Raw genomic sequence first — 13961 nt, 5'->3', positions numbered from 1 at the left:
AGAATAAAGATAGATAGTATCGATAAAAACGATGATTATCGTTATCGCCTTTCATTTTGAGGAACGTTTTATGCGCTATTCGCCTGAAGCACTGCTGGCTTTTGTCGCCACCGCCGACAGCGGTTCTTTCTCTGCTGCGGCCAGAAAGCTGAATAAAAGCCAGTCAACCGTGAGTACAGCAGTGGCGAATCTTGAGATTGATCTCGGAATTACGCTGTTTAATCGCGAAGGCCGCCAACCGCGGCTAACGCCTGAGGGTCAGCGGGTATTGACTCACGTGCAGGCGATTTTGTCGGCCAGCGAACAGCTCGATCACTTGGCAGTGCGCTTGACTAAGCAGGCCGAACCGCGTCTGACTTTTGTTTTATCAGATACTTACCAGCCAACGCATTACGAGATGCTGCTTGGCCGTTTTGAGCAGCGCTACCCGGATATCGAATTCGAGTGCCTGATTGCCGAGGATCAAGACGTCATCGACCTGCTGCATAGCGGGCGTGCGCACGTTGGTATGCTTGAGGTGCAGGAAAATTATCCGCCAGATATTGGCTATTCCCGATTACCTGACCAGACTGAAATGGCGCTGTTTGTGTTTAAAAATCATCCACTAGCGGCAATAAAAACGCTGCGCCGCGAAGATTTATCCACTTATCGCCAGCTGTGCCTGCAAACCTACGGTCGGCAGGAAAAACCCAAGGCGCTGGGGCAAACCTGGTCGGCACCGAGTTATCTCATGCTGCTTGAAATGGCGGAACAGGGATTTGGATGGTCTATTCTACCGCGCTGGCTGGTGGCACAGTTTGGTCACCACAAACTGATTGAGCTGGAGTTGCGCGGCTGGCCTAAACTCATCTCGATTGATGCAGTGTGGTGCAAAACTAATCAACCCGGTCCGGCGGGAAGGTGGTTTATTGATAGCCTGCTCGATCCTTTGCGTCTTGCCGGACAATAATTAGGCGTTAAATGCGAACAAAATAACCGACCGGGAGAAAATGCTCTTTTATTGATTAAACAGATTAAGAGTTTTCCTTTGATAAAAAAAATAGTGGCAGCTGTGATCAATGCAGCCGAAACTATAAATGAAAACGCATACACTAAAACGCTATTTTATTCCTGTAAGCTTTTTAAAAGGACCCCTATGTCTTATCAAGCCTCCCCCTCTCGTTATGAAAATATGCTCTATCGTCGCTGCGGAATCAGTGGCCTTAAACTTCCAGCCGTTTCATTAGGCCTGTGGCACAATTTTGGCGATGCCACACGTTTTGAAAACAGCCGCGAATTGATTCATCACGCTTTTGATCACGGGATTACTCATTTCGATTTAGCTAATAACTACGGCCCGCCTCCCGGCTCGGCCGAAGAGAACTTTGGGCGCATTTTGCGAGAAGATTTGTTGCCGTGGCGCGATGAGTTAATCATCTCCTCCAAAGCGGGTTATACCATGTGGGACGGGCCTTACGGCGATTGGGGTTCGAAGAAATATTTGGTTGCCAGCTTGAACCAGAGCCTGAAAAGACTGGGGCTTGATTACGTCGATATTTTCTATCATCACCGCCCTGATCCAAATACTCCGCTGGAAGAAACCATGGCAGCGCTGGATTTAATCGTCCGTCAAGGCAAGGCGCTTTATATTGGTTTGTCTAACTACCCGGCGGATTTGGCGCAACAGGCCTTTGATATCCTTGATAAGTTGGGAACTCCTTGCCTCATCCACCAGCCAAAATATTCAATGTTTGAACGTTGGGTAGAAGATGGCCTGCTCGATACTTTGCAGCAAAATGGCGTTGGCTCGATTGCCTTCTCCCCCCTGGCGGGCGGCGTGTTAACCGATCGCTATCTTAAAGGAATTCCACAAGATTCTCGCGCGGCCAGCGGCAGTCAGTTCCTGAAGCCTGATCAACTCACCGAAGCGAAGCTCGAAAAAGTCCGTAAACTCAATGAGATTGCTCTGGCTCGTGGTCAAAAACTGTCGCAAATGGCGCTGGCCTGGGTATTACGCGGCGATAAGGTCACCTCGGTGCTGATTGGTGCGAGTAAGACCAGCCAAATCGATGATGCGGTCAATACGCTGAACAACCTGCAATTAAGCGAGCAGGAAATTAGTGATATAGAAAAGATATTGGTGTAACCGTTTACTAGAAACAGGAAAAGTTTGTTAACAATGCTGTCAGGGACTTACTGTAAGTAAATCGTTAAACTGGGTAAAATAATCAAAACAGGATTGCGGGCAATAGATTACCCGTGGTCCAGGCCTTATAACTGTGTGCATCGAAAACGTTATCTAACGAATTAATACAGACCCAATAATTTCACACGCAGTTATCTGCATGCTGAAAAGGCGGGAATAAGGTTGAATGGAGAAGCAAAATGAAAACATTACCCGTTAAGATTGCTCTGGGTGCCCTGTTGTTCGGCCTGTTGCCAGCCACTATGCCGGCGCACGCTGACGGCATTAGTATCAGCGTTCCTGGTTTAAACGTCAGTATCGGCCAACGCGATCACCGCGGCTATTACTGGGATGGTTATGACTGGCGCTCCCCGTACTGGTGGCAGCACCGCAATGAATATTATGGTCACCGCAATAACCGTGGTGATTACTGGGATGGCGGTCGCTGGCGTGACGGCGGCTGGTGGAACCAGAACGGTCGCGGACACGGTGGTCCTGATCACGGACACGGTGGCCCTGATCGCGGACACGGCGGTCCTGATCATGGACACGGCGGTCCTGGCCCTGGTGGTCCTGATCACGGCGGCGATCACGGTGGAGGCCCTCGTCCTCCGATGGGTGGACCTGGCGGTCATCCGTAATAATCTGCGAAGTTATAATACCAGGGCACTGAAAAGTGCCCTTTTTTATTGACTGTGATCCTTGCTAAACAGCTAACGAAGTTTATTTCAACATGCCTATTAACAGGTAAAGGTTCAGACTCACCACCACGAGAACAATAACTCGCCCCGCCCACTGCATTGACCGTGAGTTAACCATATCGCCCATCAGTTCGCGGTTGCCGGTGAAAGCCAGCAGAGGCAGCAAGGCCAATGCAATCCCGAAACTTAACAGCACCTGACTCATCACCAGAATTTTGGTCGCATCCATACCGGCAAGTATCACGATAAACGATGGTGCCATTGTCACCGCGCGGCGCACCCACAAAGGAATATAAAATTTAACGAAGCCCTGCATGACCACCTGACCTGCCAGCGTGCCGACTACGGTCGAAGAAAGTCCCGCAGCAACCAGACTCAGCCCGAAGATCGTCGCCGCCGCATGCCCTAATAATGGTGACAGGGTGAGATAGGCTTCCTCAAGTTCGCTAATACCTTTATGACCGCTGAAATGGAACGCCGCCGCCGCGGTTGCCATCATGGCCAAATTAACGAATCCGGCTATGGTCATCGCCACGCCGACGTCCAGCTTGGTTGAGGAGTAGCGCTGCTCTTTGGAGATTTTGCTAGAGCGCTGGGTTAATGAAGAGTGTAGGTAAATCACGTGCGGCATTATCGTTGCGCCAAGAACGCCCGCAGCCAGATATACGGAATTCGCATCCGGCAGGCTTGGCGTCAACATCCCCTTACCCAGCTCAATCATTTTAGGCTGCGAGAAAAACAGCTCGACGATGTAGGCCATCGCGACAAACAGCAGCAGGCCGCCAATTACCAGCTCAAGAGGTTTTTGCCCGCGCTTTTGCAGCCCCAGGATAATAAAGGTGGCAATGCCGGTGAGCACCGCGCCTTGCAATAGAGAAACGCCCAGCAACAGTTTGAAGCCAATGGCAGCGCCGATAAACTCGGCCAGATCGGTCGCCATGGCGATAATTTCAGCCTGCACCCAATAAGCCCAAACGGCGGGACGTGGGAAACGGTCGCGAATATGTTCGGCCAGATTTTTACCGGTTGCGATACCTAATTTTGCAGACATCAGTTGAATCAGCATCGCCATGATATTGGCCCAAACCACCACCCACAGCAGCTGATAGCCGTAAGACGCGCCAGCCTGAATATTGGTAGCGAAATTACCGGGATCGATGTAGCCGATGGCGGCAATAAAAGCAGGCCCCATCAATGACAGCTTGATCTTCCGGGAGGTGCGGCTGGAGGACTCAGCTCGGCTATTCAGCATTTCATTTAACCCTTACAGTTTTTGCGCGTATAGACATAATACTTAACTGAGAATGATTATCAAGCGCATTTAGAAAGAAATTGATTATTTCTGTGATAGGGAGTGAGTGGCTAAAATGAAATTGAGTACTTTTCGGGATTAGAAGCCAAAAGAGTTAATCATGACTCGCTTTCCTAATGCAGACTTTTTAGAATACGGCTGCCTGAACACACAAAGTGTAGGGTGTAATACGGCTTTTGATAAAGTTAGCATAATAAATCAAATGATGGGTAATTTTCTTCGCATCTTCACAATTCGTGTTATGTGGCTGGAAATCTTGCTTTTTTTAAACCAAATTCATATATTTGCAATAGATATCACATTTTTTATGTACGCGTTACATAAAATGTCCGTCGAAATATCGCCTGCCTCATAATTTGGAGCAAACATGTCCCGAATACTGCACTTTGTTTTAGCCTTGGCTGTTGTGGCAGTACTGGCCTTACTGGTAAGCCGTGACCGAAAAAACATTCGTTTACGTTTTATTGCCCAGCTATTGGTCATTGAAGTCTTGTTAGCCTATTTCTTCCTCAATTCAGAAATTGGATTAGGTTTCGTAAAAGGTTTCTCAGACTTGTTTGAAACGCTTCTGAAATTTGCAGCACAAGGAACTGGTTTTGTATTTGGAGGCATGAACGAAAAGGGATTAGCGTTCTTCTTCCTCAATGTATTGTGTCCAATCGTGTTCATTTCGGCACTGATTGGTATTTTGCAGCACGTGCGTATCCTTCCGGTGGTCATTCGTATCATCGGTACTGTTCTCTCAAAAATCAACGGCATGGGGAAGCTGGAATCCTTTAACGCCGTCAGCTCGCTGATCCTTGGTCAGTCTGAAAACTTCATCGCATACAAAGATATTTTGGGAAAAATGTCTGAAAAACGTATGTACACCATGGCAGCAACGGCGATGTCGACAGTTTCTATGTCGATCGTTGGTGCTTACATGACTATGTTGGAGCCTAAGTATGTGGTTGCCGCGCTGATTCTGAACATGTTCAGTACCTTCATCGTGCTTTCTTTGATCAACCCTTATAAGGTTGATAGTGAAGAAGATTTGCAGTTGACCAACACCCACGCGGGCCAGAGCTTCTTTGAAATGCTGGGTGAATATATTCTGGCCGGTTTCAAGGTGGCGATTATCGTTGCAGCAATGTTGATCGGCTTCATCGCTCTGATCTCTTGCCTGAATGCGTTGTTTAACAGCGTGTTCGGCATCAGCTTCCAGGGTGTGCTGGGCTATGTCTTCTACCCATTTGCCTGGGTGATGGGCGTGCCAAGCCATGAAGCGTTACAGGTTGGCAGCATTATGGCCACCAAGCTGGTTTCCAACGAGTTTGTTGCGATGCTGGATCTGCAAAAAGTGGCTCACGACCTGTCTCCACGCGGCGTAGGTATTCTGTCCGTGTTCCTGGTGTCATTTGCCAACTTCTCGTCAATCGGGATTGTCGCGGGCGCTATCAAGGGCCTGAACGAACAGCAGGGTAACGTGGTTTCACGCTTCGGCCTGAAACTGCTGTACGGCTCAACGCTGGTTAGCGTGCTTTCTGCCTCTATCGCAGGACTGGTATTGGCATAAGATTGCGGTAAGTGATTAAAAAGGCGCTACGGCGCCTTTTTTTATGGGCGCAGTTGAGCAACAGCGCAGTGTTTACAGAATGCAGAAAAGCAAAAACCCGCCGAAGCGGGTTCTTAAAATTTGGTGGAGATAAGCGGGATCGAACCGCTGACCTCTTGCATGCCATGCAAGCGCTCTCCCAGCTGAGCTATACCCCCACGGGTGTTCGGATTTACTGTCTTCTGCTGACACCTTGGGAAGATGTTAGCGACCAACCTGCTCTGAGAAGAAGATTGGTGGAGATAAGCGGGATCGAACCGCTGACCTCTTGCATGCCATGCAAGCGCTCTCCCAGCTGAGCTATACCCCCGTTCCAGACACATTAAATCTTGTGAACGGGGCGCATAATATGAAACCCCACCAAGGCTGTCAACGGCTAAATTGCATAATGCAATCAAGCGCTGAAAAAGACGCCAAATAGCGGTCACAACAGCGATTTTCCTTTAAATGTGAACAAAAAATGCGCAGTTACTCTACTCGGCGTATTTAAACATCCCGAGTAAATTATCCGCACTTATCTGATCCTGCTGATGATTTTTGGCAACAATTTTTCAATTAAATTAACGAACCGTTAACGAGCATAAAATAGCATCTTGTGATCAGACAATTCTCATAATAGACTTCAATCGCAGCATCAATGTCGTTTATCACTTATTAAAACAATTCATCACATTCGAGCCAAATCATGTCCCTGTATTCACCCAAAGAAATCGCTTCACTCGCCGTTGCGGCCGGAGTGAGCAAAAGTCGTGCCTCTGTTGCCAATTTATTGATCCTGGGTTTTCTGGCCGGTGCCTTTATTGCTATAGGCTTCCTGCTAGATCTGCATGTAGTAGGGACACTGCCTGCTTCCTGGGGCTCGTTTGGCGGTCTGCTGGGTGCAGCTGTATTCCCGGTAGGTCTGATCCTTACCGTATTAGCCGGCGGCGAGTTGCTGACTGGTAACATGATGACTCTGCCGATGGCATGGTTTGCTCGTCAAATCAGTCTATTGGCTGTAGTGCGTAACTGGTTTTGGGTCACTATCGCCAATCTGATTGGCAGCATCGCCGTGGCTTACTTCTTTGGCCACGTATTAGGCATGACCGAAGGCGTATTCCTGGCTAAATCAGTAGCAACCGCGCAAGCTAAAGTCAGTGCCGACTTTATGCACTCCTTTATTTCAGGCGTGGGCTGTAACTGGCTGGTATGTCTGGCGGTGTGGCTGGCTTATGCCAGCAAAGAGATGGGCGGCAAAGTTATCGGTATGTGGTTCCCGGTGATGGCGTTCGTAGCAATCGGCTTCCAGCACGTGGTGGCCAACATGTTCATCATCCCTGCGGCAATTTTTGCCGGTGCCCTGACCTGGTCACAATACTTCCCGAACTTCGTTGCCGTTTTCCTGGGTAATGCCTTGGGCGGTGCCGGATTCGTAGGCCTGATGTACTTCATGGCTTACCGTCCAACCAAAGAGAGCGCGGAATCGACCTCACAGTTGCGTTAATTTCCTTCTCTTTTGTGCAATAAAGTCATGCACAATAAAAAGGCCAGTCGGATCGCTCCGCTGGCCTTTTTAGTTTTCTAAAAAACTTACTGCTGAGTTTCGCGCTCGGTGATATAAGCCAATGCTTTGTCGATGCGAGTCAGTGTACGGCTCTGACCGATGGCGTGAACGGTAACGTCCATACCCGGCGACATGCCAGCACCGGTCACGGCAACGCGCAATGGCATACCCACTTTACCCATGCCTACGCCAAGCTCATCCGCAGTGCCCTGAATCGCGTTATGCACATTCTCGGGAGTCCAGTCGGTAATGGCTGCCAAATTGGCACGCACGGCTTCCAGTGGCTGACGCGCAACCGGGCGCAGGTGCTTTTTGGCCGCTGCTTCGTCAAATTCGCTGAAATCTTCGTAGAAATAATGACAAGATTCAGCCATTTCTTTCAACGTCTTGCAGCGTTCGCCCAGCAGTTTAACCAGCGCAGCGAGCTCTGGGCCGTTACGGGTATCAATGTTCTGCTGCTCAATGTGCCATTGCAGATGCGTCGCCACATATTCTGGCGCCAGCGAATTGATGTAATGGTGATTCAGCCATTGCAGCTTTTCAGTGTTGAAAGCACTGGCAGATTTGCTGACGTTATCGAGGCTGAACATGGACTTCATTTCGTCAACGGTGAAGATCTCCTGATCGCCATGGGACCAGCCCAGACGCACCAGATAGTTAAGCAATGCTTCGGGCAGGTAGCCATCATCGCGATATTGCATTACGCCAACCGCGCCGTGACGTTTTGACAGCTTTTTGCCGTCATCGCCCAGAATCATTGAAACGTGAGCATATACAGGCACCGGTGCACCCAATGCTTTAAGGATGTTGATCTGGCGCGGTGTGTTGTTGATATGGTCTTCGCCACGAATAACGTGGGTGATTTCCATGTCCCAGTCATCGACAACCACGCAGAAGTTGTAGGTTGGCGCACCGTCGGTACGACGAATGATCAGGTCGTCCAGCTCAAGGTTGCTAAATTCGATCGGCCCACGAATTTGGTCATCAAAAATAACCGAGCCTTCCTGCGGATTGCGAAAACGCACAACGCAAGGCTCGTCAGCAGCATGATGCTCATGGCTGTCGCGGCAACGACCGTCATAACGAGGCTTCTCGTTGTTAGCCATTTGCTCTTCACGCAGCGCTTCCAGACGTTCTTTAGAGCAGTAACATTTATAGGCAGTGCCGTTTTCCAGCATTTCGTCGATTACCGCATTGTAGCGATCAAAACGTTTAGTCTGGAAATATGGGCCTTCGTCCCAGTCCAGATTCAGCCAGTTCATCCCATCCATGATCGCATCGATTGCCGCCTGGGTTGAGCGCTCCAGGTCGGTATCTTCTATACGTAGCACGAACTCACCGCCCAGATTGCGGGCATAAAGCCAGGAGTAAAGTGCAGTACGAGCGCCGCCAACGTGCAAATAGCCAGTTGGGCTGGGAGCAAAACGGGTTTTGATTTTCATCTGGAAAGCAGCCTTAACTATGTTTCAAATAGATGTCGCGATTTAACGAGACTCTCATTAATACAATACCCAACGTCATGGTTTAGGTAACTATGGATATAAAAGTGGGGATCATTCTATCACTCTGCCTCGAATCCTCAACGTTGAACCCGGCAATTGAGCGGCTAATTGACAGGATAGCGAAAACAAAATGCGCTCTGTGCTGCTTATTGATTGAAAAGATCGAGTCAGCCAATGCATTTTTTCCAAAAAAAGGGGCTGATACACGGCAAAAGTCATTGGTTGAAGATAAAAAGCCCTAGGCCGCTGGCAGGAAAAACGCTTTTTTTAGCTCATTGATGCATAAGAATTAGTCTGAATTGCATACTTTTTTGGCGGCTTGTCTAGTTTTACGCCGAACAGTCATTTTTGTTTTTAAAAACCGTTGACTCAATTCGAACTATCCCTATAATGCGACTCCATCACGACGGGGCGATTAGCTCAGTTGGTAGAGCATCTCCTTTACACGGAGGGGGTCGGCGGTTCGAACCCGTCATCGCCCACCACTCTTTTGAGAGTGAGCGCGTTGTGATAAAGCCATCTTATGATGGGCGATTAGCTCAGTTGGTAGAGCATCTCCTTTACACGGAGGGGGTCGGCGGTTCGAACCCGTCATCGCCCACCACTCTTAATGAGTGATGGTGCAGTAAGAAGAAATGAGAAATGGGCGATTAGCTCAGTTGGTAGAGCATCTCCTTTACACGGAGGGGGTCGGCGGTTCGAACCCGTCATCGCCCACCATTTCTCAGCAAGCTTCTTACGAAAAGGTATTCAGAAGTGGGCGATTAGCTCAGTTGGTAGAGCATCTCCTTTACACGGAGGGGGTCGGCGGTTCGAACCCGTCATCGCCCACCACTTCTGAACACAAGCAGTAAAAGCCACTAAACAGTGGGCCGTTAGCTCAGTTGGTAGAGCAGTTGACTTTTAATCAATTGGTCGCAGGTTCGAATCCCGCACGGCCCACCACTTAGTAAGAAAAAAGCGCCTAAAGGGCGTTTTTTGCGTTTCAGCGGCACTCAAAATTTTAGCATTTCAAAAGCTGCAGATTCCCCTGGCCGTGTGGGTGAGAAGCTGCGCACAGGTTCGAGCGAAGCGAGACGACAACGCGCAAGCGTTGCCCGCAGGGTGAGGCCGAAGGCCGAATCAATCCCGCACGGCCCACCACTTAGTAAGAAAAAAGCGCCTAAAGGGCGTTTTTTGCGTTTCAGCGGCACTCAAAATTTTAGCATTTCAAAAGCTGCAGATTCCCTTGGCCGTGTGGGTGAGAAGCTGCGCACAGGTTCGAGCCGAGCGAAGCGAGACGACAACGCGCAAGCGTTGCCCGCAGGGTGAGGCCGAAGGCCGAATCAATCCCGCACGGCCCACCACTTAATAAGAAAAAAGCGCCTAAAGGGCGTTTTTTGCGTTTCAGCGGCACTCAAAATTTTAGCATTTCAAAAGCTGCAGATTCCGTCATACCCTTCTATTTTTAATTTTAAATTTCATTTTACTTCAACGGCATGCGCTTCGCTTACTGGGCTGCGGCCCAGACCGCCTCAAGGGTGGCCCTTGGGCCGCCACCCTTAAGAATCCCGGGCCCTTGTCCCCGTTGAATAAAACGGTTCTCAAGTTTGTAGCTCTTTCCAGTCACTCCTCTGTGTGGCGCGTTGCCGCGTGGCTCCGCCATTCCTTCGCTCGGTCAGGAGCCAAAAACGTCTCCCTCCCCTCACTCAGCGCCGTCACGGAGTGCGCCAGTATTAGCCCCTAGGGAAAACCGCTCCCTCCTTTTTTAAATAAAACACACAACTGAAAAGGAAAAATAATGAGTAAGGGCGATGGATTTTGACTTTATGCCGGATGGAAAGTTTTTGGACCTAAGGTCAGGTTGCCGATTTTTCTTTAATAGACCGAATTGGCGGTTTCGGGCCGGCGCTGAGTGAGGGAGAAAGACGTTTTTGGCTTTCGAACGAACGAAGGGACCGCGCAGCGGCGCGTCCAACGCCACACACGGTGGCAACTGAAACAAACTCATCGTCTGGTGCCGTACAAATAAGCGACACCAAAGGGGCGCGGAGATGCAAGAGGGCTCGCCCTGGAGACCTCTTGCCCGGTTCCGGCGCGGCCGGTTAAATGACCATTGAAATGAGTGAACCGGAAAAACGCCTCGGTGATTATTGATCTTAAAAAGTCCGTGCGCAGCACCTAAAGCCGTGTGCGGCACCTAAAGCCCATGCGCAGCACCCAAAACGCGGAGCTGCAAGAGGGCACGGCCTAAGCCAAATCCCCCCTCACCTTCTTTAAAAGTTTTAAGCAGGTTTTTCCAAAAACCGCCCCCTCGGCCATAAGATAATCCTGTCGCAAAAATCCCCTTTCACCTAACCTTCATACAATTGACTTATATTTCGCCACATTGCGCATATTTCAATCACTAAACCGCTTTACTAAACCGGTTTACTTTGATATCAAAGGGACATCAGCCGTTGAGATATTTGAGGATCAATCACGATCCACCCTCCATTTTAAATCGCAACATCCCTCTTTTAAATCCCGGGGGCAAGAGCAAGCCCCGTTCAGGAGAGCAGCATGAGCAAACGCGTATTGTTGTTAGGTGAAAGCTGGGTCAGTTCAGCGACCCATTATAAAGGATTCGATCAGTTTGGCAGTGTGACCTTCCATTTAGGTGCCGAACCCCTGGTCAAAGCGTTGGAAAATACTGAATTTGAGCTGACTTACATGCCGGCTCATGAAGTGGTCGAGAAACTGCCCTTTGACCTCCAAGGTCTGAAAGAATACGACGCGATTATTTTGTCTGACATTGGCGCTAACTCCTTGCTGCTGCCGCCTGCCGTGTGGATGCACAGCAAACCCATGCCTAACCGCCTGAAACTTTTACGTCAATGGACCGCAGAAGGCGGTGGTCTGATGATGATTGGCGGATATTTCTCCTTCCAGGGCATCGACGGCAAGGCTCGTTGGCGCAATACGCCGGTCGAAGATGCGCTGCCTGTGACCTGCCTGCCTTATGACGATCGTCTGGAGATCCCCGAGGGATTCTCGGCCAAGATTGTTGCCGCGAAAGATCATCCAATTTTGCAAGGCATTGACGGCGAATGGCCTCTGCTACTTGGCGCTAATGAAGTATTACTTAAAGACGGTGCCGAGGTGCTAGCCACTCTTCCAGACGAGGAAGGCGGACATCCGCTGCTGGTAAGCGGTGCCTATGGTGAGGGTCGTTCGCTGGTCTGGACCTCTGACATCGGCCCGCACTGGGTGCCGGGAGAATTTATCGAGTGGCCGGGCTATAACCAGCTGTGGAAAAACTGCCTGAGCTGGCTCACCCGTTTAGAGTCCAAATGATAATCAGGGGCGCCGTGCGATGAATCAACCCTACATTCAGGCTAAACATATCAGCAAACGCTTCGGCGCACTGACCGCGCTCAATGATATCAACATTGATATCTATGCCGGAGAAGTGCTGGCACTGCTGGGTGATAACGGTGCCGGAAAATCGACCTTCACCAAAGTGTTGGCAGGAGCCTATCCCGCCACGCAGGGCGAATTGCTGGTCGCAGGCAGGCCGGTGATATTTTCCTCGCCAAAGGAAGCCGCCGACTGTGGTATTGCTACCATTTTTCAGGAACTTGCGCTGTCTGAAAATTTGTCGATAGCAGAAAACGTATTCCTTGGCAGAGAGTTGAAACGCCGCTTTCTTGGCATTCCTTTTTTACGCCAGCAGGCGATGCAAACTCGTGTCGCCGAGTTACTGCAAGAACTTGAAGCGCACATTAGCGATCCGCAAGCCCCGGTTGGCAGCCTTTCGGGCGGGCAACGGCAGGCGGTGGCGATTTGCCGCGCGCTGAATCTCAATGCACGGCTGGTTATCATGGATGAGCCCACGGCAGCTCTGGCGGTAGCCGAAACGCGCAAGGTATTGTCCCTGACCCGCAAACTGGCCGAACGCGGCTGCGCAGTCGTATTGATAAGCCACAACATTTCCGACGTATTTGAGGTCGCCGATCGCATGGTCGTGTTCCGCCGTGGCAGGAAAATCGCCGAACGCCGTCGTTCAGAAACCACACCCGAAGAAATTGTCTCGTTAATTACGGGCGCTCATCCCGACGCGCGAGCGTTCGATGCAGTCACTGTTTAGCCGCGTTATTCCTTTATCGATGGTGGAACCCTATGCTCAAGACTTCAATGCTAGTAAAGACGCTTGCAGTAACATTGGTCGCCTCTACCCTGCTGGTCTCGGGGACTGCAACGACCTGGGCCGCAGACAAACCGAAAGTTGCATTCGTGCCGCAAATCATCGGTATTCCCTATTTCAAGGCGATGCAGGACGGCGGTGAGCGCGCGGCCAAGGCCTTTGGCGTCGATTTTATCTATTCCGGTCCGGTTGATACCAACCCCATGGATCAGCTGCAAATTGTACAGAATCTGATAGCCCAAGGGGTCAATGCGATTTCGGTCAGCGTGCTCGATGCCTCGAGCATTGCTCCCGTGGTCGCTCAGGCGAAAGCCAAAAATATCAAACTTTTTACCAGTGACAGTGATGCACCTGACAGCGGCCGTGCGGTTTATGTCGCTCAGGCAACCGACCAGGGATTGGGTGAAACCATGATTGACCAGATGGTCCAGCGCGTAGGCGATCACGCCACCATCGGTATTGTCTCGGGTGAAGCCACCGCCTCTAACCTCAACGCGTGGATCGGTTTTATGCAAAAACGCGTCAAGGAAAAATATCCACACGTCGTGCTGCTTAAGCCACAGTTTGCCGGTGGCACCGCCAGTCGTGCGGCGCAGATCTCTACCGATCTGATGTCATCGCATCCCGATCTTAAAGGCATCATTGCGGTCGCCTCGACGACTTGCCCTGGCGTTGCTCAGGCTATCGAAACGGCGGGCAAAATTGGCAAAGTGGTCGGCAGCGGATATTGCAGTCCGAATACCGCCCGCAGTTACCTGAAAAGCGGATCGTTTGGCTTCACGGTGCTGTGGGACCCGGAAAAACTCGGCTATCTGACCGTTTGGGCCGGTAAGCAACTCATTGATGGCAAAGCTTTCTCTGCTGAAAACACGGTTCCGGGCCTAGACCAATCGGTTAAATACGATGCAAAAACCGGCATTTTGCTGCTTGGCGCACCGGCGGTGTTCACGGCTAAAAATGTCGATCAGTTTCATTTCTGA

The 13961-nt window shown here is 50.4% G+C and carries 10 protein-coding genes, 7 tRNA genes and 2 other RNA genes; 15 read left to right on the top strand and 4 right to left on the bottom strand.

What is annotated here, in order from left to right:
- Window positions 1-70 precede the first annotated feature (70 nt).
- From AB3G37_RS06530 to AB3G37_RS06520, 3 genes are all read left to right on the top strand, one after another.
- Window positions 71-949: a LysR family transcriptional regulator gene (locus tag AB3G37_RS06530; protein ID WP_369790077.1), complete on the top strand. Its 879-nt coding sequence runs from the start codon at window positions 71-73 to the stop codon at window positions 947-949.
- Window positions 950-1135: 186 nt separating this feature from the next.
- Window positions 1136-2125 carry an L-glyceraldehyde 3-phosphate reductase gene (gene mgrA, locus AB3G37_RS06525; RefSeq protein ID WP_369790076.1) on the top strand — a complete coding sequence of 330 codons (990 nt, stop codon included), beginning with the start codon at window positions 1136-1138 and terminating at the stop codon, window positions 2123-2125.
- Window positions 2126-2364: 239 nt separating this feature from the next.
- Window positions 2365-2805, top strand: coding sequence for a DUF2502 domain-containing protein (locus tag AB3G37_RS06520; RefSeq protein WP_369790075.1), 441 nt, complete (start codon window positions 2365-2367; stop codon window positions 2803-2805).
- An 82-nt stretch (window positions 2806-2887) separates the two neighbouring features.
- Here AB3G37_RS06520 and AB3G37_RS06515 read toward each other — a convergent pair whose 3' ends face one another.
- On the bottom strand, window positions 2888-4117 hold the full coding sequence (locus AB3G37_RS06515; protein ID WP_009637448.1) for an Nramp family divalent metal transporter: 1230 nt from the start codon (window positions 4115-4117) through the stop codon (window positions 2888-2890).
- A 427-nt stretch (window positions 4118-4544) separates the two neighbouring features.
- On the opposite strand from AB3G37_RS06515, the gene AB3G37_RS06510 reads away from it, so the two are divergent.
- Window positions 4545-5732 carry a NupC/NupG family nucleoside CNT transporter gene (locus AB3G37_RS06510; protein ID WP_009637450.1) on the top strand — a complete coding sequence of 396 codons (1188 nt, stop codon included), beginning with the start codon at window positions 4545-4547 and terminating at the stop codon, window positions 5730-5732.
- Between the two features lie 121 nt (window positions 5733-5853).
- Here the strand turns inward: AB3G37_RS06510 and AB3G37_RS06505 are convergent.
- Both AB3G37_RS06505 and AB3G37_RS06500 read right to left on the bottom strand, forming a co-directional pair.
- Window positions 5854-5929: transfer RNA gene (locus AB3G37_RS06505), tRNA-Ala, on the bottom strand.
- 76 nt (window positions 5930-6005) lie between these two features.
- Window positions 6006-6081, bottom strand: a tRNA-Ala gene (locus AB3G37_RS06500).
- Window positions 6082-6456: 375 nt separating this feature from the next.
- Here AB3G37_RS06500 and AB3G37_RS06495 point away from each other — a divergent pair.
- Window positions 6457-7254: a formate/nitrite transporter family protein gene (locus tag AB3G37_RS06495; protein ID WP_009637451.1), complete on the top strand. Its 798-nt coding sequence runs from the start codon at window positions 6457-6459 to the stop codon at window positions 7252-7254.
- A gap of 86 nt (window positions 7255-7340) precedes the next feature.
- Here AB3G37_RS06495 and gltX read toward each other — a convergent pair whose 3' ends face one another.
- Complete coding sequence (gene gltX / locus AB3G37_RS06490) at window positions 7341-8756, bottom strand: glutamate--tRNA ligase (RefSeq protein WP_369790074.1); 1416 nt, start codon at window positions 8754-8756, stop codon at window positions 7341-7343.
- Between the two features lie 469 nt (window positions 8757-9225).
- Between gltX and AB3G37_RS06485 the strand changes: the two genes are divergently transcribed.
- From AB3G37_RS06485 to AB3G37_RS06440, 10 genes are all read left to right on the top strand, one after another.
- Window positions 9226-9301, top strand: a tRNA-Val gene (locus AB3G37_RS06485).
- A gap of 43 nt (window positions 9302-9344) precedes the next feature.
- Window positions 9345-9420, top strand: a tRNA-Val gene (locus tag AB3G37_RS06480).
- Between the two features lie 40 nt (window positions 9421-9460).
- A tRNA-Val gene (locus AB3G37_RS06475) sits at window positions 9461-9536 on the top strand.
- A 38-nt stretch (window positions 9537-9574) separates the two neighbouring features.
- A tRNA-Val gene (locus tag AB3G37_RS06470) sits at window positions 9575-9650 on the top strand.
- 35 nt (window positions 9651-9685) lie between these two features.
- Window positions 9686-9761, top strand: a tRNA-Lys gene (locus AB3G37_RS06465).
- A gap of 77 nt (window positions 9762-9838) precedes the next feature.
- A non-coding RNA gene (locus tag AB3G37_RS06460) (RtT sRNA) lies at window positions 9839-9959 on the top strand.
- Between the two features lie 77 nt (window positions 9960-10036).
- A non-coding RNA gene (locus AB3G37_RS06455) (RtT sRNA) lies at window positions 10037-10162 on the top strand.
- A 1195-nt stretch (window positions 10163-11357) separates the two neighbouring features.
- On the top strand, window positions 11358-12131 hold the full coding sequence (locus AB3G37_RS06450) for a glutamine amidotransferase (protein ID WP_369790073.1): 774 nt from the start codon (window positions 11358-11360) through the stop codon (window positions 12129-12131).
- Between the two features lie 19 nt (window positions 12132-12150).
- Window positions 12151-12924, top strand: a complete 774-nt coding sequence (locus tag AB3G37_RS06445; RefSeq protein WP_009638675.1) for an ATP-binding cassette domain-containing protein — start codon at window positions 12151-12153, stop codon at window positions 12922-12924.
- Window positions 12925-12956: 32 nt separating this feature from the next.
- Entirely contained in the window at window positions 12957-13961 is a 1005-nt protein-coding gene (locus AB3G37_RS06440; RefSeq protein ID WP_369790072.1) for an autoinducer 2 ABC transporter substrate-binding protein, read from the top strand.

Origin of the sequence: Rouxiella sp. WC2420, from assembly GCF_041200025.1 — a bacterium.
Lineage (GTDB): Bacteria > Pseudomonadota > Gammaproteobacteria > Enterobacterales > Enterobacteriaceae > Rouxiella.
Note: the sequence above shows the minus strand (reverse complement) of the source record. Positions and strands in the feature narration are given on the sequence as shown.

What these genes read in the sequence shown, in the direction of transcription:
- AB3G37_RS06530 (WP_369790077.1), top strand. Translation starts at nt 71, where the DNA reads ATGCGCTATTCGCCTGAAGCACTGCTGGCTTTTGTCGCCACCGCCGAC.
- mgrA (WP_369790076.1), top strand. Translation starts at nt 1,136, where the DNA reads ATGTCTTATCAAGCCTCCCCCTCTCGTTATGAAAATATGCTCTATCGT.
- AB3G37_RS06520 (WP_369790075.1), top strand. Translation starts at nt 2,365, where the DNA reads ATGAAAACATTACCCGTTAAGATTGCTCTGGGTGCCCTGTTGTTCGGC.
- AB3G37_RS06515 (WP_009637448.1), bottom strand. Translation starts at nt 4,117, where the DNA reads ATGCTGAATAGCCGAGCTGAGTCCTCCAGCCGCACCTCCCGGAAGATC.
- AB3G37_RS06510 (WP_009637450.1), top strand. Translation starts at nt 4,545, where the DNA reads ATGTCCCGAATACTGCACTTTGTTTTAGCCTTGGCTGTTGTGGCAGTA.
- AB3G37_RS06495 (WP_009637451.1), top strand. Translation starts at nt 6,457, where the DNA reads ATGTCCCTGTATTCACCCAAAGAAATCGCTTCACTCGCCGTTGCGGCC.
- gltX (WP_369790074.1), bottom strand. Translation starts at nt 8,756, where the DNA reads ATGAAAATCAAAACCCGTTTTGCTCCCAGCCCAACTGGCTATTTGCAC.
- AB3G37_RS06450 (WP_369790073.1), top strand. Translation starts at nt 11,358, where the DNA reads ATGAGCAAACGCGTATTGTTGTTAGGTGAAAGCTGGGTCAGTTCAGCG.
- AB3G37_RS06445 (WP_009638675.1), top strand. Translation starts at nt 12,151, where the DNA reads ATGAATCAACCCTACATTCAGGCTAAACATATCAGCAAACGCTTCGGC.
- AB3G37_RS06440 (WP_369790072.1), top strand. Translation starts at nt 12,957, where the DNA reads ATGCTCAAGACTTCAATGCTAGTAAAGACGCTTGCAGTAACATTGGTC.